Raw genomic sequence first — 16,832 nt, 5'->3', positions numbered from 1 at the left:
TGTCGACGGTGCGCACCTCCGCAGGGCTGGCACCGGCGCCACGACGCACGCACCACTGGTGTGAACCGTGAGCTGGCGGCCTTGCTGGCCGACTGGAGAGGATGAGCGATGACGCTGAAGTCGAAGGTCTCCCTGCTGGATCTGGGTCGGATCGACACCGACGACGGGTTCTTCATCCGCGGCTGCAACGCCGCGGTGCAGTCCGACCCCACCCCGTCCTACGAGCGCCGCCGGATCGCGGTCGTGGCGACGGTGATCGAGCACCCCACCGTGGGACCGATCCTCTTCGACACCGGGTGCTCGGAGAACGCCAGGGAGAGCTGGCCGGCCCCGGCGTGGGAGGCGTTCCCGGTGAACGTGTACGAGGAGGAGCACCACCTGGACAACGCCCTCGCCGCCGCCGGGTACGGCATCGCCGACATCAAGGCCGTCGTCATGGGCCACATGCACCTCGACCACGCCGGTGGGCTGGAGAAGTTCGCCGGCACCGACGTGCCGATCTACGCCCACGAGCTGGAGATCAAGGAGCACTACTACGCGGTGGCCACCAAGGAGGACATCGGCGCCTACCTGCCCAACGACCTCAACTGGCAGCTGAACTGGCAGCCGATCCACCGTGACGAGACCGAGCTGTTCGACGGCATCACGGTGCGGCACATGCCCGGACACACTCCCGGGCTGCTCACCATGCAGGTGGAGACCCAGAACTCGGGGCACTTCATGCTCACCAGCGACCTGTACCACGTTGCCGACCTCTTCGAGCAGGACGGGCTGACCCAGGGCTGGCTGCAGCGGGACTCCGCCGACTGGTACCGCAGCCACCGCTGGATGAAGCAGCTCCAGCACCGCTACGACGCCACCATGGTCTACGGCCACGACGCCCCGACCCTGGAACGCCTCAGAGCCGAGAGCCGCACCTTCGACTGACGTGCCCCACACCGAGGGATGGGGGGGTCGAGGCAGTGGGGTTGTCCGGGTGTGGGGTTGTCCGGGTGTGGCAGGAGAGGTGGTGGGGTGACCGACCCACCCGAGGTGCCCAACCCTCGTCCCGTTGCGCGTCACCGTTCGCCAAGGACTGTTGACGGGCGGACATGGCGACGGGCCGCGTTCGCCTTGTTCGCGGTGGCCGCGGGGACGAACGTCCCGACCCCGCTGCTGCTGATCTACCGCGACACCCTGGGCTTGTCCCCCGACGTGCTGACCGCCGTGTTCGGGGTCTATGCCGCCGGCCTGGTACCGGCGCTGTTCCTGGCCGGCCCGGCCTCCGACCGGTTCGGCCGACGCAGGATCGTCCTGCCGCTGGTCGTGCTCAGCGGCCTCACCTCCCTGCTCCTCATCGCAGCCGACAGCTCGCTCCTCGTGCTGTTCACCGGCAGGTTCCTGCAGGGCGCGGTCAGCGGCGCCGTGTTCGGGGTCGGCACCGCCTGGGTCACCGAGCTGTCCACCAACCCCTTCACCGGAGGCCGCCGCGCCGCGGTCGCGATGACCGCCGGGTTCTCCCTCGGCCCGCTGATGTCGGGCCTGCTCGCCCAGTACGTGGCCGCCCCCACGACGTTGCCGTACCTGGTCCACATCGCCCTGGTCGTCGCGGGCCTCGCCGCTGCCCTCACCCTGCCCGAGACCGTCACCCCCACCGTGGGCCCCCGCACCACCGGACCGCTGCTGAGACCCGGTGACCGCACCACGGTGCTCACCGTCCTCGCGCCGCTGGCAGTCTGCGTGTACGCGTTCCCCGCGGTGGTCATTGCCGCGGTGCCCCTGCTGGTCCGGACCAGCGCCCCGCCCGTGCTGTTCCTCGGGGTGCTGGCCGGGCTCACCCTCGGTGCAGGCGCACTTGCCGCCCCCCTGCAGCAACGCCTCGCCCGGCGCACCGCCCCCGTAGCGGCCGGGCTCGGCGCCGCCGGCTACGCCCTGACCACCGTCGGCGCCGCCAGCGGCTCAGCACCGGTCCTGCTGGTCGCCGCCCTGATGCTGGGCGCCGGCGGCGGGCTCGCCCTCGCCAGCGGTCTCACCCTCACCGCCCGCCTGGCCCAACCCGGGCGCCGCGGCGCCCTGAACGCCGTCTTCCTGGGCAGCGCCTACCTCGGCTTCGCCGCTCCCTACGTCACCGCGGTCACGGCCGAAGCCACCACCATCGAGGTCCCCCTCGCCGTGTTCACTGCCCTGACCCTCCTGCTCTGTGCGCGCCTGACGCTGGCCACCCGACGAGGACTCCACTGGTGAGCGCCGGCCAGGGCAGCAACGGGGCGGCGGTGGGTGAGAAGGACCGCCAGGTCGGGTGCGTGGGGACGTGAGCTGGGTCCTCGGCGCGCGCACTGTTGGTGGGGGCGACAGGGGTCTGTGCAGCAGACCGGCAACGGGTGACACTGACGAACATTCCACGGGCTGACGAGGAGAAGCCGATGACGGTCATGCCGGGTGCGGGTGCGTACTGGTTCGAGGGCAACGACGTTGGTTGTCTGTTGGTGCACGGCTTCACAGGCACCCCGCAGAACGTGCGGCCGCTCGCGGACTACCTGGCCCGGCGTGGGCTGGGTGTGTCGGTGCCGCGGATGCCGGGACACGGAACCACGGTTGCCGACCTCGACCGGACCGGGCCGGAGGACTGGCTGGGGGCCGCCGAGCGGGCGCTGGACGAGCTGCGGGGGCGCTGCTCGACCGTTTTCGTGGCCGGTATCTCCATGGGCGGGACACTCACCCTGGAGCTGGCTCGCCGACACCCGGACCTCGCTGGGGTGGTGGTGATGGCGGCGCCGGTTCAGGCGATGGAGGCCCTCGAGCCCCTCGTCAACGACCCGGACCGTCCCGCCGTGGTGCCGGCGCCATGGGCGACGGTGGGTGTGCTCACCGAGGATGTCGGCGTGGGCGGTATCGCCTACCTGGAGATGCCGCTGGGCGCACTCGAGCGCGGTATGGGGCTGATGAGCGAGGTCCGGCGAGGGCTGAGCGACGTCAGCGTCCCCACACTGCTCATCTACGGCGACGCCGACCAGGTGGTCGACAAGGCCAACGGCCCGTTCGTCCTGGAGAACATCGGGTCGACCGACAAGCGCCTGCTGGCTCTGCCCGACTCCTCGCACGAGGTGACCCTGGACGTGGACCGCGAGCGCGTCATGGTGGAGGTCTACGACTTCATCCGCGCGCACAGCACGGCGTAGGGGAGCTCCCGTCGCCGCTGTCCGGCCAGCAACGCGACCACGCCGACCCACCGCCGCCCGACCAGGTACCGCGGCACGCCGCTGGCTGTCGATGAGGGTGTCGGGCGCGGTCGGGGTGCAGCGGGGACGACGAGCCCGGCACGGGTGGGTCCGCCGGCGGGCAGACCTGCTCGGCCGGGTACACGCCACGAGCGGCTGAGGCCGCCTCAGGCCTTGAGGAGCAGGGCGATCCCCGAGACCAGCGCGAACAGCAGCACCCCGGTGCGCAGGCGCGGGCCGCCCACCCGGTGGTGGACGAGATGGCTGGCGAGGGCCCCGAGGCCGAGGGCGGGCAGCAGCACGACAGTGGCCCGGACCTGCTCCGCGTCAATCGTGCCGGTGGCGAGGAGCACGAGCAGGGAGATGACCTCACCGACCAGGAAGCACAGCGCGACCGTCGAGCGCAGGACCGGTGCCGGGCGGTGCTGGTGGAGCAGGACCAGGGGTGGGCCGCCGACCCCGGTCGCAGTCTCGGTGACCCCGGTGACTGCTCCGGCGATCACCTGGGCCGGGTGTCCCGGGGCGAAGGAGGGGACGGCGAGGCTGGCGAGCACGGCGAGCACGGTGGACGCGCCGATGAGCAGGTCGAGGCGGCTGGTGGGGACCGCGACCAGGACGGCGAACCCACCCGCGGTGCCGACCAGCCGCCCGGTGCTGATCCAGCCGGCCCCGCGCCAGTCGATGGCCTCGCGCTCGCGGTGGGCGACGTAGAGGTTCAGCGGGACCATGAGGGCGAGGACCACGACGGGCAGCAGGCCGGGCTGCACGATCCCCATGACGGGGGCGGCGATGAGGGCGAAGCCCATCCCGCTGGTGCCCTGGACGAAGGCGGCGACGGCCACCACCACGGCGAGCAGGGTGAGCGTCGCGGTGCTCACCGGGTCACCCCGGGCGCCTGGGCACCGCGACCGCGCGACGGAGCGCCAGGTGGCGGCCGGCGATCGTCACCACGTTCCCTCGAGGGCGGTCTCCGCCCGGTGCAGCGCAGCGTGGAGCGCGCGGACCTCGGTGGTGCCGAGGGACTGCTCGTCGATGGTGTCCCGCATCCGCCGGACCTGGTCGCGGACCGCGTCCTTGTCGTCGTCGTCGCGGGTCATCCAGGCGACCTCGCGGAGCAGCGCGGCGATGCGGACGAGGACAGCAGGGGCGGCGGCGCCGTAGCGACGGGGCTGGGCGATGGCGCCGTCGAGGAGCTCGCCGAAGTCGAGGCGGTTCAGCACCACCCGGACGAGGCCCGCCTCGTCGCGCAGCAGCTTGGGCCCGAGCTGGTGGCCGAGGGATTCGCACATGAGCGCGGAGAGGTGACCCAGGGCGTGCACCGCGGTGGTGGGGTCGTTGATGCCGGGGGACAGGGCCTTGTTGGCGACGTCGGTCAGCTGTCGCACCCCCAGGCCGACGTCCTGGGCGGCGGTGCGCTCCGGGCCCGCGTAGATGGCGTCGAGGACCCGTGGGAACAGCCGGTCGCGGACCTCCTCGGACAGCGGTGCACCGTCGGCGGACCAGGCCGTGCCCAGGGGGGTGCCGGCGACCAGGGACCCCCCGGGCGGGCAGTCCACCCGGAGGAGCGCACCGACGTCGTGGGCGGCGGCGAGCAGCGCGTCCTCGTCGACGCTGACCAGGAACCCCGACCGGGTGGCGATGATCGGCACGGCGGTCCGGGGCGCGGCGGGGGGCACCTCCGTGCTGGGTCGGCCGTCCTCGCGGACCTCCAGGACCCGGTGCAGGGTCTCGGTGGCTTCCTCGTGCACGTTGGCGAGGATGGTCTCCACCCTGATCTGGCGGGCGAGGTGCGCGAGGAACAGGACCAGGCCGAGCACGCTGGCCAGGGCGAGGAAGAGGGCCACGGTGACCGAGACCTGGGGGACGACGGCGATCTGCTGGTCGCCGTTGGCGGTGCGCACGGTGCGCAGCACCACCAGGCTGTAGGTGAAGGTCCCCAGGAACAGGGCCAGGGTGACGTGCACGAAGCGGTCGCGGGAGAAGGTGCGCAGCAGGCGGGGGGAGAACTGGCTGCTGGCGAGCTGCAGGGTGACCACGGTCAGCGAGAACGTCAGCGACGTCACCGTGATCAACGAGCCGGCGACGGCGCTGAGCACGGAGCGCGCGGCGTCCGGGCCGCCCCCGAACAGGTACAGGGTCACCCCGGCGGGCAGGTTGTGGTCGACGCGGTCGTCGAGGACCGGCAGCCAGAACCCGAGCAGCGCGGACACGACGAGCCCCACCGTGGGCAGCGGCCACAGCTCGGTCGCCACCGTCTCCCGCAGGAGGGTGATCCGGTTGCGCAGCGCGGCCAGGCCCATCACGGGTTTGCCCCGCCCGGCCGGGCCGCGGCCGTCGGGTGCGCCGCCGTCGCCACCGAGGTCCACCGGGCGTGCTGGTCGTCTTGGCGTGGGCTGGGCACGACACACCATTGCAGGGGTACGCGCCCGACGGAACGGGGGCCCGGTCCCGACCGCTGCGAGCCCGGCCGCCCCGCCGGGTCCGTGCGGGCCGGCTGCGGGCGCCGGGTCACGTCGTGGGCCCATCTCCCGGGGCCGGGGTGCTCACCGTGGGGCGGTTCCAGCGGGCGCCTAGTCGAGCAGGATGCGGGACCCCCTCGCTCGTTGCGACGGCCCCGTGGGCGAGCGTGACCCGGAGCGGACGAGGCCCCGGCCATCGGTCGGACGATCTCGCGGCGCGATCGATTGTGTGCAGTTCACGAGATCAAAACCCGGATCCTCCAGAAGATCCTGGACAAGCCCCCGGATTGCATACAACATCGTCTTCCAACCGGAGGGAGAGTGATGACCGCCACAGATCGCGCCTACGCCGCCCTGCGTGCCGGCATCCTCGGCGGTGTCCGCCCCGCCGGCTCCCGGCTGCCGGAGGACACCCTGGCCGAGGAGCTCGGGGTCAGCCGCACCCCGGTCCGCGAGGCCCTGCAGCGCCTGGGCACGGAGGGCCTCGTCGAGCACCTGCCGCACCGTGGGGCCCGGGTCAGCGGCTGGACCACCGACGACCTCCAGGAGACCTTCGAGCTGCGTGCACTGCTGGAGGGCCTCGGCGCCCGCCGCGCCGCCGCCCGGGCGACCGCGGAGGACGTGGCCGGGCTGCGGAGGCTGTGCACCCGCATGGAGCGGGCCATCGCCCCTGGCCGTCCCCGCGACCTCGACGCCCTCACCACCCACAACAGCGCCTTCCACGCCGAGCTGCTCCGGGTCTCGGCCAGCTCGAGACTCACCGCGATGGTCGCCGGCGTGGTGCACGTGCCCCTGGTCATGCGGACCTTCCACCAGTACTCCGACCACGCCCTCGCCCGCAGCCAGCACCACCACCGCGAGCTGTGCGACGCCCTGGCCCACGGTGACGGCGAGTGGGCCGAGTCGGTCATGCGCAGCCACGTGCTCGCCGCCCGCACCTTCCTCGTCCACCCCGAGAACCTCGAGAGCTCCGACCACCCCCACCCAGCACAGGAGGACCGCCCGTGACCTACCGACTCGGCGTCGACGTGGGGGGCACGTTCACCGACGTGCTCCTGGTGGACTCGGACTCCGGGGACACCTGGCGGGCCAAGACGGCCTCCACCCCCGAGGACCAGTCCACCGGGGTGCTGCACGGCATCGACCTGGTGTGCGCGAAGGCCGGCGTGGACCGGGCGGACATCGGCTCGGTGCTGCACGGCACCACGGTGGCGACCAACGCGATCCTGGAGGGCAAGGGTGCGGTGGTCGGCCTCGTCACCACCCAGGGCTTCCGGCAGGTGCTGCAGATCGCCCGCTCGTTCGTCCCCGGCGGGCTCGCGGGCTGGATCATCTGGCCCAAGCCGGAGCCGCTGGCCGCGCTGGAGAACACCGTGGAGGTGCCCGGCCGGATGGCCAGCGACGGCACCGAGGTGCACCCGCTGGACGAGGAGGCCGTCCGGGCGGCCCTGCGCACGCTGCGGGATCGAGGGGTGGAGGCGCTGGCCGTCTCGCTGATCAACTCCTTCGCCGACGACACCCACGAGCGCCGGGTGGCAGCGCTGGCCGCCGAGGAGCTGCCCGGGGTGCCGGTCTCGCTGAGCAGCCAGGTGCTGCCGGAGATGCGCGAGTACGAGCGCACCGTCACCACCGTGGCCAACGGCTACGTCCAGCCGCAGGTCGCGCGCTACGTCCGCACCCTCAGCGAGCAGCTGAAGGCCAGCGGGGTGGCCGGTGAGCTCGCGGTGCTGCGCAGCGACGGTGGGCTCTCCGCCGCCGAGGTGGCCGTCGCCGACCCGGTGACCCTGCTGCTCTCGGGTCCCGCGGGCGGGGTGACCGGCGCGGTGTGGGTGGCCCAGCAGTGCGGGGTCCGGGACCTGCTGACCTTCGACATGGGCGGCACGTCCACCGACGTCGCCCTCGTCCAGGACCTGGTGCCGCGCATCGGCCGGGAGACCAAGGTCGGCGACCTCACCGTCCGGGCGTCCTCGGTGGACGTGCGCACCGTCGGTGCGGGCGGCGGGTCCATCGCCCACGTGCCCGAGCTGACCAAGGCGCTGCGCGTGGGTCCGCAGTCCGCCGGGGCCGTCCCTGGACCGGCTGCCTACGGCAAGGGCGGCACCGAGGCGACGGTCACCGACGCCAACATCGTGCTGGGCTACCTGCCCGCAACGCTGGCCGGTGGCGAGATCACCCTGGACGTCGAGGCCTCCCGGCGCGCGGTGCAGGCGGTGGCCGACGCCGTCGGGCTGCCCTCGGCCGAGGCCGCCGCGGCCGGGATCATCGACATCGTCAACGAGAACATGCTGGGCGGGCTGCGCCTGGTCAGCGTCCAGCAGGGCTTCGACCCCCGGGACTTCGCACTCACCGCCTTCGGTGGGGCCGGCCCGCTGCACGCGAACGCGCTGGGCAGGCTCACCGGGGCCTGGCCCGTGGTGGTGCCTCCATCACCCGGCGTGCTGTGCGCCCTGGGCGACGCCACCACCTCGGTCCGCGACGAGTCCGCCCGCACCTGCCTGCGCCGCTTCGCCGACCTCGACGGCGCCGAGCTGGTGCGCATCCTCGGCGAGCTGCGGGCGGCGACGGCCGCGCGCATCGCCGACCAGGGGATCGGTGAGGCCGAGCAGGAGGTGCGGCTGGAGGTCGACGTCCGCTTCTTCGGCCAGGGCTTCGACATCCCGGTGACCGTGGACCCGGCCTGGCTGGAGCACCCCGACACCGCCCTGGAGCGGGTCGCCGCGGCCTTCGACGACGCCCACCAGCGGCTGTTCAGCTTCCTGGTGCCCGCCGACCACGAGCTGGTCAACGCCCGGGCCACCGTCTCCGGCCCGCGCCCGCACGTGCAGCCGACCGTGCTGCCCGACGGTGACGGGGACCCCTCGGCCGCGCGCACCACCACCAGCCCGGTCTACGTGGACGGGGCCTTCGCCGATGCCGGGATCTACGACCGCGCGCTGCTGCGGGCCGGCGACGTCGTCACCGGGCCCGCCGTCATCACCGAGATGGACTCCACCACCCTCGTCCTGCCCGGCCACCAGGCGCTCACCCACGCCTCGGGCAGCCTGCTGATCACGCCCACCGACGCCACCGCCCAGGAGGGCTGAGACATGGCCACGATCGCGCAGACCGCCACCACCACCCTGGGCACGGTGCCCGTGGACCCGGTGACCCTGGACCTCATCGAGAACGGGCTGCGCAACGCCCGTCAGGAGATGGACGAGGTGCTCTTCCGCACCGCGCTGAGCCCCGGCATCCGGGAGCAGCACGACGAGTTCCCGCTCATCGCCGACCCGGCCGGGAAGATGGTCGTCGGCCAGTTCGGGCTCTCCATCCCCGACTTCCTGGCGGGCTTCGCCGGGGAGATCGGCGAGGGCGACGTGCTGCTGACCTCGGACCCCTACGCGTGCGGGGCGGCGATCAGCCACGCCAACGACTGGCTCGTCGTCGTCCCGATCTTCCACGAGGGCCACCTGGTGGGCTGGAGCTCGATGTTCGGGCACATGTCCGACGTGGGTGGCAAGACCCCGTCGTCCATGCCCACCGACGCGACCACGATCTACGAGGAGGGCGTGGTCATCCCGCCCTTCAAGCTCTACCGGGCCGGCCAGCTCAACGACGACGCGCTGCGCATCATCCTCAACCAGGTGCGGGTGCCGGACTGGAACCGCGCCGACCTCAACGGCCTCGTCGCCGCCTGCCGCACCGCGGGGCGCCGGGTGCAGGAGATGTGCACCCGCTTCGGCACCGAGACCTACCTCAGCGCGCTGGACAACCTCCTCGACCGCAACTACCACGCCATGAAAGCGTTGCTGCACATGGTGTTCGAGGAGGGACGCACCCTCAGCTTCACCGACTACATCTGCGACGACGGCGTGGGCTTCGGCCCCTACGAGCTGGTGCTCTCGCTCACCCGCACCGGCGACGTGGTGCACCTGGACTTCACCGGGTCCTCACCCCAGGCGGTGGGGCCGATCAACTACTACATCAACGAGAACCTCATCCGGATGTTCTTCGGCATCTACATGATCACCGTGGCCGACCCGCAGATCCTGTGGAACGACGGCTTCTACCCCCTCGTCGAGGTGACCATCCCGGAGCGCTCCTTCTGGAAGCCCGAGCACCCCGCCGCGCTGAACGCCCGCAACCACGGCATCGGCCGGGTCTTCGACCTGTTCGGCGGACTGCTCGGCCAGACCAACCCCGCGCTGCTGAACGCGGCCGGGTTCTCCTCCTCGCCGCACTTCATGTACTCCGGGCGCTACAGCGGGGGTGACCGGGCGGGCGAGTGGTTCCAGCTGTACTCCATCGGCTTCGGCGGCATCCCGGGACGCCCGCTCGGTGACGGACCGGACGGGCACTCGCTGTGGCCCAGCTTCACCAACATCCCGTGCGAGTTCCTGGAGAGCTACTACCCGCTGCGGATCGAGGCGTGGGAGACCATCCCCGACACCGGCGGCGCCGGCCTGCACCGCGGGGGCAACGGCGTCGACGTGGCCTACCGCTTCCTGGAGGCGGGCACCATCACCATCCACGACGACCGCTGGCTCACCTACCCCTGGGGCGTCAACGGCGGTACCCCCGGGGCCCGCGGGCGCAAGGTCCTGGAGCGGGCCGACGGCGCCACCGTGGTCCTGCCGAGCAAGTGCGACGGGGTCGCCGTGGCGGCCGGTGACCTGCTGCACTTCATCACCTGGGGCGGCGGGGGCTGGGGCGACCCGCTCGAGCGGGAGCCGGAGCTGGTGGCCCTGGAGGTGCGCCGCGGGCTGGTCAGCGCGGCCGGGGCGCAGCGGTTCGGGGTGGTGCTGGCCGACGACGGCGCGGTGGACGACGCCGCGACCGCGAGCCTGCGCGACCGGCTGCGCGACGGCCGGGGCGAGCTGCCGGTGTTCGACCGCGGGCCCGAGCTCGAGGAGATCCTGGCCCGCTGCGAGGAGGAGACGGGGCTGCCCGCGCCGAAGCGGCCGGTCTGGACGTGAGCGGTGCGGACGTGAGCGGTCCCTTCGGCGCACGGCTCGGCTGGGGCCGGGCCCCGGCCCTGCTGCTGGTGGACGTGGTGAACGCGTACGTCACCCCGGGGAGCCCGCTGGACCTGGGGGCCACCGGGCCGCCCGTGGTGGCGGCCTGCGCCCAGCTGCTGGAGGCCGCCCGGGGTGCGTGCATCCCCGTGGTGCACACGCGGGTCGGGTACACCGCGGGGATGGCCGACGCCGGGCACTTCGGCCGCAAGGTCCCGGCGCTGGCCGTGTTCGCGGCCGGCGCCCCGGGCGGGCTCGGCGGCGTCCCGCCCGAGCTCGAGGCCCGGCCGGACGAGCCCGTCCTGGTCAAGCAGCACGCGTCGGCCTTCTTCGGCACGTCCCTGGCCGCCACCCTCACCTCGCTGCGGGTCGACACCGTCGTGGTGGCAGGGTTCTCCACGTCCGGGTGCGTGCGGGCCAGCGCCACCGACGCCGTGCAGCACGGGTTCGCCCCGCTGGTGGTGCGCGAGGCCTGCGGCGACCGCACGGCCGCCCTGCACGAGGCCAACCTGCACGACCTGGACGCCAAGTACGCCGACGTCGTGTCCCTGCTGGACGCGCTCACCCACCTGCGTGGAGAGGACCCCCGTGGCTGACCTGCTCGGAACCCGCCCCAACCCCCGTGCCCGCCTGCGCGAGCTGCTCGCCGGACCGGGGGCGCTGCGGGCCCCCGGGGCCTACGACGGCCTCTCCGCCCGGCTCGTCGAGCAGGCCGGCTTCGACGCCGTCTACATGACCGGGTTCGGCACCTCGGCCACGCTGCTCGGCCGCCCCGACGTGGGGCTGCTGACCCAGACGGAGATGGTGGACAACGCCCGGCGCATGGTGCAGGCGGTGGACGTGCCGCTCATCGCCGACGCCGACACCGGCTACGGCAACCCCGTCAACGTCATCCGCACCGTGCGCGAGTACGAGCAGGCGGGCGTGGCGGCGATCCAGCTCGAGGACCAGGTGGCGCCCAAGCGCTGCGGCCACATGAGCGGCAAGGAGGTGGTTCCCACCGCGGACATGGTGGCGAAGATCTCTGCTGCGGTGGCCGCCCGCCAGGATCCCGACCTCGTGGTCATCGCCCGCACCGACGTCGCCGAGACCCAGGGCACGGCCGCGGCGGTCGAGCGGGCCAAGGCCTTCCGCGACGCCGGGGCGGACGTGCTGTTCGTCGAGGCCCCGCGCACCGCCGCCGACGTGGAGCTGGTGGCCGCCGAGCTCGACGGCACCCCGCTGCTGTTCAACTGGGTGGAAGGGGGCCGCACCGCGCCGGTGCCGCTGGAGCGCGTGGAGGAGCTCGGCTACCGCCTGGTGATCTTCCCGGTGAGCACCCTGATGGCCGCCACCGCCGCGATGCGCGGGGTGCTGGAACGGCTGCGCACCACGGGCTCCACCGACGGACCCGGCCTGGAGCCCTTCGACGGCTTCCTGGACGCGATCGGGCTGCCGGAGATCCGCGCGGCCGAGGCCCGCTTCAGGTCCTGACCTCGACCCCGCTCCGGCGACCGCAGCGCCCGGAGGTGGCGGGCGCGGGCCGGCGTGAGCACTATGTGATCAAGGGCGCAGGTGGTGCCCGTGCCCTCAGGAGGAACCGTGACCGCGCCGCTCTCCCACGACCAGGGGCCGTCCGAGCCCGCGCTGCTCACCACGACCATCGGCGCGAACCTGGCCGCCACGGTCGCGGCGCACGGCTCGCTGGACGCCATGGTCGACGTCACCTCGGGCCGACGGTGGACCTACGACGAGCTGCACGCCGACGTGCGTCGGCTCGCGGCGGGGCTGCTGCGGGCGGGTCTGCGTCCCGGCGACCGGGTCGGCATCTGGGCACCCAACTGTCCCGAGTGGACGCTGACCCAGTACGCCACCGCGGAGATCGGCGTCATCCTCGTCACCGTGAATCCCGCCTACCGGGTGCACGAGCTCGAGTTCGTGCTCAACCAGGCCGGCATACGGATGGTCGTGGCCGCGTCGGCGTTCAAGACCTCCGACTACGCCGCGATGATCGCCGAGGTCGCGCCCCGGTGCGAGGCGCTGACCGACGTCGTCATCATCGGTGGTGACCGCTGGGCGGCGCTGGCCGAGGGTGAGCGCGACGACGAGGCCGTCGCCGCCGTTGCGAGCGGGCTCGACGCCCACGACCCGGTGAACCTGCAGTACACCTCCGGCACCACGGGGTTCCCCAAGGGCGCCACCCTGAGCCACTCGAACATCCTCAACAACGGCTACTTCGTCGGCGAGCTCTGCGGCTACACCTGCGCCGACAGGGTGTGCATCCCGGTGCCCTTCTACCACTGCTTCGGCATGGTGATGGGGAACCTCGCCTGCACCACCCACGGCTCCGCGATGGTCATCCCCGCGCCCGGCTTCGACCCCGCGGCCACGCTCGAGGCCGTGCAGTCGCAGCGGTGCACGAGCCTGTACGGCGTGCCCACGATGTTCATCGCCGAGCTCGCGCTGCCGGGCTTCGACGACTACGACCTCTCGAGCCTGCGCACCGGGATCATGGCCGGGTCGCCGTGCCCCGAGCAGGTCATGCGCACCGTCATGGACACGATGGGGATGGACGAGGTGAGCATCGCCTACGGGATGACCGAGACCTCCCCGGTCAGCCTGCAGACCCGTTCCGACGACTCCCTGCAGCGCCGCGTGGCCACGGTCGGGCGGGTGGGCCCGCACCTGGAGGTGAAGGTGGTCGACCCCGTCACCGGCGACACCGTGCCCCGGGGCGAGGTGGGCGAGCTCTGCACCCGCGGCTACAGCGTGATGCTGGGCTACTGGAACCAGCCGGAGAAGACGGCCGAGGCCCTGGACGCCGAGCGGTGGATGCACACCGGCGACCTCGCCACGATGGACGCCGACGGCTACGTCTCCATCACCGGGCGCATCAAGGACCTGGTGATCCGGGGCGGGGAGAACGTCTACCCCCGCGAGGTCGAGGAGTTCCTCTACACCCACCCCGACATCCTCGACGCCCAGGTCATCGGGGTGCCGGACGCGAAGTTCGGTGAGGAGCTGATGGCGTGGGTGCAGCTGCGCGAGGGGGCCGTCGAGCTGACCGCGCAGGCGCTGCGGGAGTTCTGCGCCGGCAAGCTCGCCCACTACAAGGTGCCGCGCTACGTGCACGTGGTGGACGAGTTCCCGATGACCGTCACCGGCAAGGTCCGCAAGGTGGAGATGCGGGAGGTGTCCACCGGGCTGCTCGGGCTGGGCTGACCGATCAGCGGGGGCGTCGGTAGTCCCGCGCGACCCCGACGGCGGCCACGACCATCCCGAGCGGCAGCAGCAGGCTCATCAGGTACAGCACCAGGGGCGGCTCCGACGAGCTGACCGCGGCGTAGACGTACACGGCCACGACGACCGCGATCCCGGCGACGACCAGCCCGAGACCGGCACGGACGAGGGTGCTGCGCGGGGCGGCCGTCGGGCGGGCCGGGGGCGGGGTGTCGGGCACGGCGACCACGCTAGTCCGCAGGTCACGGGCGGACCCGCCCGAGACCTGCGTGCCGGTGGTCACGGCGGTGGCTACTCTGGTCGGTGCGCGCCGGGCCGACGAGCCGGGCGCGTTCGTCGTGCCGCACGAGGTGCGCCACGGGATGGACGCGAACAGACGATGGACGGGTGAGCAGCGTGCCTACCGGCAAGGTGAAGTGGTACGACGTGGAGAAGGGCTTCGGCTTCCTCTCCCAGGAGCAGGGCGAGGACGTCTACGTGCGGTCCTCCGCGCTGCCCGCGGGCGTCGAGGGGCTCAAGGCGGGCCAGAAGGTCGAGTTCGGCATGGCCGCGGGCAAGCGCGGACCGCAGGCGCTGAGCCTGACGGTGCTCGAGTCGCCGCCGTCGATCGCCGCCTCCGCCCCGCGCGGGCGCACCGGCCAGGGCGGCCACCACAAGCACACCCCCGACGAGCTGCACGGCATGGTCGAGGACATGATCACGCTGCTCGAGGCCACCGTGCAGAAGGACCTCCGGCTCGGGAAGTACCCGGATCGCAAGGTGTCCCAGCGCATCTCCGAGGTGGTTCGTGCCGTGGCCCGCGAGCTCGACAGCTAGGCAGGTGGCTCAGCCGGAGTGCGGGTCGTAGGAGTTCTGCACCGACCAGCTGCCCCGGGCGACGGGGGTCCCGTCGGCGTTGGTGGCGCCCGAGGGCAGCTGGATCTCCACGAACTGGAGCACGCTCGCAGGGTCGCCGAGGTCGACGGTCACGGCGAGGCGCGCGCCGGGACGGTAGTAGTCGTCCCGGACCTGCTGGCCACCCTGCGCATCGGTGTACGCGGTGAGCATCCGCCACGGCGCGTTGAAGATCTCCGAGGGCAGCGAGACCTGCAGGACGTCACCCGGCGGCACGTCGAGCTGGGCGGCCTCGCCCTGGGTGCAGGTGGTGAAGTCCAGCGAGCAGAGCACCTGCGGACCCGTGACCACGGTGGTCCGGTCGGAGTAGAAGGTGACCTCGGGTGGTCCCTGCGTTGCGCAGGCGGACAGGGTCACGGCGAGCACGGCCGCTCCGACGAGCGAGGTGGCGCGGCGCAGGCGAGGTCGGGTCACCGGACCAGGGTAGGGCTCCACCCGCCCGGCCCTCCGCCTGGTCGCCATCGGTTCGGCTCCCCTGGCCGCCCCCGGTTCAGCTCCGCCTCAGCGCACCCGGGGGCGGCTGGGCGCGGGCCGCCGCGGGCGCACCCCACCCAGGCCCGGCAGCAGCGAGCCGCCACGGCTGGTGATGATGGACTGGGCCAGCCCCGCGGCGGCGAGCACCGAGACCACGGTGAACCCGACCCAGTAGATCGGCGGCAGGAGCACCCCGAGCGCGCCGCCGAACACCCACGACACCTGCAGCACCGTCTCGGACCGGCCGAACGCCGAGGCGCGGGAGGCCTCCGGGAGGTCGCGCTGCAGGGTGGCGTCGAGAGAGACCTTGGCGAGCCCGCTGGCCGCGGACGCGACCAGGGCGGCGAGCGCCGCGGTGGCGATGCCGGGCAGCAGCGCCGCGACCACCGAGACCGCCAGCCCGGCGCCCACGCACCGCAGCACCACCGCGTCCGGACGGCCCATCTGCAGCCGGGCACCCGCGGCGTTGCCGACGAAGCTGCCGAGCCCTGCACCAGCCCCCACGAGCCCCAGCATGGCCACCTGCTCCAGCGGCGCCGACTCGGTGTGGGCCTTGACCACGAACGCGGCGAACAGGGTGAGGAAGCCGGTGACCAGGCGGATGGTGCCGTTGCCCCACAGCCCCGTCAGGACGGTGCGTCCCAGCGACTGCCGCCGCCTGGTCGCCGGCTGGTCCGCGGACTGCGTGTACAGCAGCGTGGTGGGCACCTCACCCTCGGTCACCTCCACCCAGGACGGGATGCGCAGGCACAGCCATCCCCCGGCCAGCATGACCAGCGCGGTGAACAGCAGCGCCCCGGCCGAGCCCGCCAGCAGGGTCACGCCGGAGGCCAGGGTGCCGACGACCCCGCTGGCCACCAGCCCGAACACCGTCAGGCGCGAGTTCGTCCGCACGAGGTTCAGCCCGGTGGGCAGCACCCTGGGGGTGACGGCCGCCTTGAGCACTCCGAACGACTTGCTCAGCACCAGGATCCCCAGCGCGCACGGGTAGAGCAGCCAGGTGTCGAAGTTCAGGGCCATGACCACGGCGAGGACGGCCCGCACCGCGAAGGAGCCCGCCAGCGCCCACCGCCGCCCGCGCTGCACCCGGTCCAGCAGCGGCCCGATGACGGGGGCGATCACGGCGAACGGGGCGACCGTGATGAGCAGGTACAGCGCGACGTTGGACCGGCTCTCCGCGGTGGCTGCGGCGAAGAACAGGGTGTTCGCCAGCGCCACGGCCAGGGCTGCGTCCGCGGCGTAGTTGGCCATCACGGCGTAGGTCAGACGGGTCAGGCCCGACTTGTCCGCCCCGTCGGCGGAGGCCGCCCGGTGGAAGGACTCGATGCCGTTGCGGGTGATCTGGCGGCTGCGCATGGCGGCGACCCTGGTCACCGTGATCTTGCGCGGCAGCTCGGGGCGGCGGCCGGACGGCTCCACCGGCACCGGGGGCGGGCCGAGAGGCGGCAGCACCGCGCGGCCCGGGGGGGCGCCACCGGGCTCCGGCTGGCTGCGCAGGATGCGCGTGGGCTGCTCGTGGGCGGGCAGCTGGACCGTCTCCGGCGAGGCGTCGGCGGCGGGGACGTGCGGCAGCGCAAACGGCACGCCACTGCCCC

15 protein-coding genes are annotated in these 16,832 nt (G+C 73.0%); 10 read left to right on the top strand and 5 right to left on the bottom strand.

Features of this window, described 5'->3' with window-relative positions; genetic code table 11:
* Window positions 1-108: 108 nt before the first annotated feature.
* From RHODO2019_RS14110 to RHODO2019_RS14100, 3 genes are all read left to right on the top strand, one after another.
* Window positions 109-927 (top strand): N-acyl homoserine lactonase family protein, encoded by an 819-nt coding sequence (locus RHODO2019_RS14110; protein ID WP_265382384.1) that lies wholly within the window; start codon window positions 109-111, stop codon window positions 925-927.
* Window positions 928-1,122: 195 nt separating this feature from the next.
* A complete protein-coding gene (locus tag RHODO2019_RS14105) occupies window positions 1,123-2,223 on the top strand; it encodes an MFS transporter (RefSeq protein WP_265382383.1) in 1,101 nt (366 codons plus the stop codon).
* 179 nt (window positions 2,224-2,402) lie between these two features.
* Window positions 2,403-3,158: an alpha/beta hydrolase gene (locus RHODO2019_RS14100; protein WP_265382382.1), complete on the top strand. Its 756-nt coding sequence runs from the start codon at window positions 2,403-2,405 to the stop codon at window positions 3,156-3,158.
* A 206-nt stretch (window positions 3,159-3,364) separates the two neighbouring features.
* Here RHODO2019_RS14100 and RHODO2019_RS14095 read toward each other — a convergent pair whose 3' ends face one another.
* Window positions 3,365-4,075 (bottom strand): sulfite exporter TauE/SafE family protein, encoded by a 711-nt coding sequence (locus tag RHODO2019_RS14095; protein ID WP_265382381.1) that lies wholly within the window; start codon window positions 4,073-4,075, stop codon window positions 3,365-3,367.
* Between the two features lie 66 nt (window positions 4,076-4,141).
* Window positions 4,142-5,563 carry a DUF2254 domain-containing protein gene (locus tag RHODO2019_RS14090; RefSeq protein ID WP_265382380.1) on the bottom strand — a complete coding sequence of 474 codons (1,422 nt, stop codon included), beginning with the start codon at window positions 5,561-5,563 and terminating at the stop codon, window positions 4,142-4,144.
* Between the two features lie 417 nt (window positions 5,564-5,980).
* Here RHODO2019_RS14090 and RHODO2019_RS14085 point away from each other — a divergent pair, with 417 nt between their 5' ends.
* From RHODO2019_RS14085 to RHODO2019_RS14060, 6 genes are all read left to right on the top strand, one after another.
* The gene (locus RHODO2019_RS14085; RefSeq protein WP_265382379.1) at window positions 5,981-6,664 is read left to right on the top strand and encodes a GntR family transcriptional regulator; all 684 of its coding nucleotides are present in this window, start codon (window positions 5,981-5,983) and stop codon (window positions 6,662-6,664) included.
* Window positions 6,661-8,739, top strand: a complete 2,079-nt coding sequence (locus RHODO2019_RS14080) for a hydantoinase/oxoprolinase family protein (RefSeq protein ID WP_265382378.1) — start codon at window positions 6,661-6,663, stop codon at window positions 8,737-8,739. The genes RHODO2019_RS14085 and RHODO2019_RS14080 overlap by 4 nt, the downstream gene beginning before the upstream one ends.
* Before the next feature lie 3 nt (window positions 8,740-8,742).
* Complete coding sequence (locus tag RHODO2019_RS14075; RefSeq protein WP_265382377.1) at window positions 8,743-10,611, top strand: hydantoinase B/oxoprolinase family protein; 1,869 nt, start codon at window positions 8,743-8,745, stop codon at window positions 10,609-10,611.
* A gap of 11 nt (window positions 10,612-10,622) precedes the next feature.
* Window positions 10,623-11,246, top strand: coding sequence for an isochorismatase family protein (locus tag RHODO2019_RS14070; protein WP_290428874.1), 624 nt, complete (start codon window positions 10,623-10,625; stop codon window positions 11,244-11,246).
* Entirely contained in the window at window positions 11,239-12,123 is an 885-nt protein-coding gene (locus RHODO2019_RS14065) for an isocitrate lyase/PEP mutase family protein (RefSeq protein ID WP_265382376.1), read from the top strand. Before RHODO2019_RS14070 ends, RHODO2019_RS14065 begins: the two co-directional genes overlap by 8 nt.
* Before the next feature lie 108 nt (window positions 12,124-12,231).
* Window positions 12,232-13,851 carry an AMP-binding protein gene (locus RHODO2019_RS14060; RefSeq protein ID WP_265382375.1) on the top strand — a complete coding sequence of 540 codons (1,620 nt, stop codon included), beginning with the start codon at window positions 12,232-12,234 and terminating at the stop codon, window positions 13,849-13,851.
* A 4-nt stretch (window positions 13,852-13,855) separates the two neighbouring features.
* Here the strand turns inward: RHODO2019_RS14060 and RHODO2019_RS14055 are convergent, their stop codons facing one another.
* Complete coding sequence (locus RHODO2019_RS14055) at window positions 13,856-14,152, bottom strand: hypothetical protein (RefSeq protein WP_265382374.1); 297 nt, start codon at window positions 14,150-14,152, stop codon at window positions 13,856-13,858.
* 113 nt (window positions 14,153-14,265) lie between these two features.
* Between RHODO2019_RS14055 and RHODO2019_RS14050 the strand changes: the two genes are divergently transcribed.
* On the top strand, window positions 14,266-14,685 hold the full coding sequence (locus tag RHODO2019_RS14050; protein ID WP_265384787.1) for a cold-shock protein: 420 nt from the start codon (window positions 14,266-14,268) through the stop codon (window positions 14,683-14,685).
* A 9-nt stretch (window positions 14,686-14,694) separates the two neighbouring features.
* Here RHODO2019_RS14050 and RHODO2019_RS14045 read toward each other — a convergent pair whose 3' ends face one another.
* Entirely contained in the window at window positions 14,695-15,177 is a 483-nt protein-coding gene (locus tag RHODO2019_RS14045; protein WP_265382373.1) for a DUF2771 family protein, read from the bottom strand.
* A gap of 87 nt (window positions 15,178-15,264) precedes the next feature.
* Window positions 15,265-16,764 (bottom strand): MFS transporter, encoded by a 1,500-nt coding sequence (locus RHODO2019_RS14040; protein WP_435532226.1) that lies wholly within the window; start codon window positions 16,762-16,764, stop codon window positions 15,265-15,267.
* Between the last annotated feature and the right edge of the window lie 68 nt (window positions 16,765-16,832).

It is taken from the genome of Rhodococcus antarcticus (genome assembly GCF_026153295.1).
GTDB lineage: Bacteria > Actinomycetota > Actinomycetes > Mycobacteriales > Mycobacteriaceae > Rhodococcus_D > Rhodococcus_D antarcticus.
The sequence above is the reverse complement of the archived record's forward strand: the minus strand, read 5'-3'. Positions and strand labels throughout refer to the sequence as shown.

Bases quoted from the DNA above. Each gene is read 5' to 3' on its own strand.
- RHODO2019_RS14075 (WP_265382377.1), top strand. From the start codon at position 8,743: ATGGCCACGATCGCGCAGACCGCCACCACCACCCTGGGCACGGTGCCC.
- RHODO2019_RS14110 (WP_265382384.1), top strand. From the start codon at position 109: ATGACGCTGAAGTCGAAGGTCTCCCTGCTGGATCTGGGTCGGATCGAC.
- RHODO2019_RS14100 (WP_265382382.1), top strand. From the start codon at position 2,403: ATGACGGTCATGCCGGGTGCGGGTGCGTACTGGTTCGAGGGCAACGAC.
- RHODO2019_RS14085 (WP_265382379.1), top strand. From the start codon at position 5,981: ATGACCGCCACAGATCGCGCCTACGCCGCCCTGCGTGCCGGCATCCTC.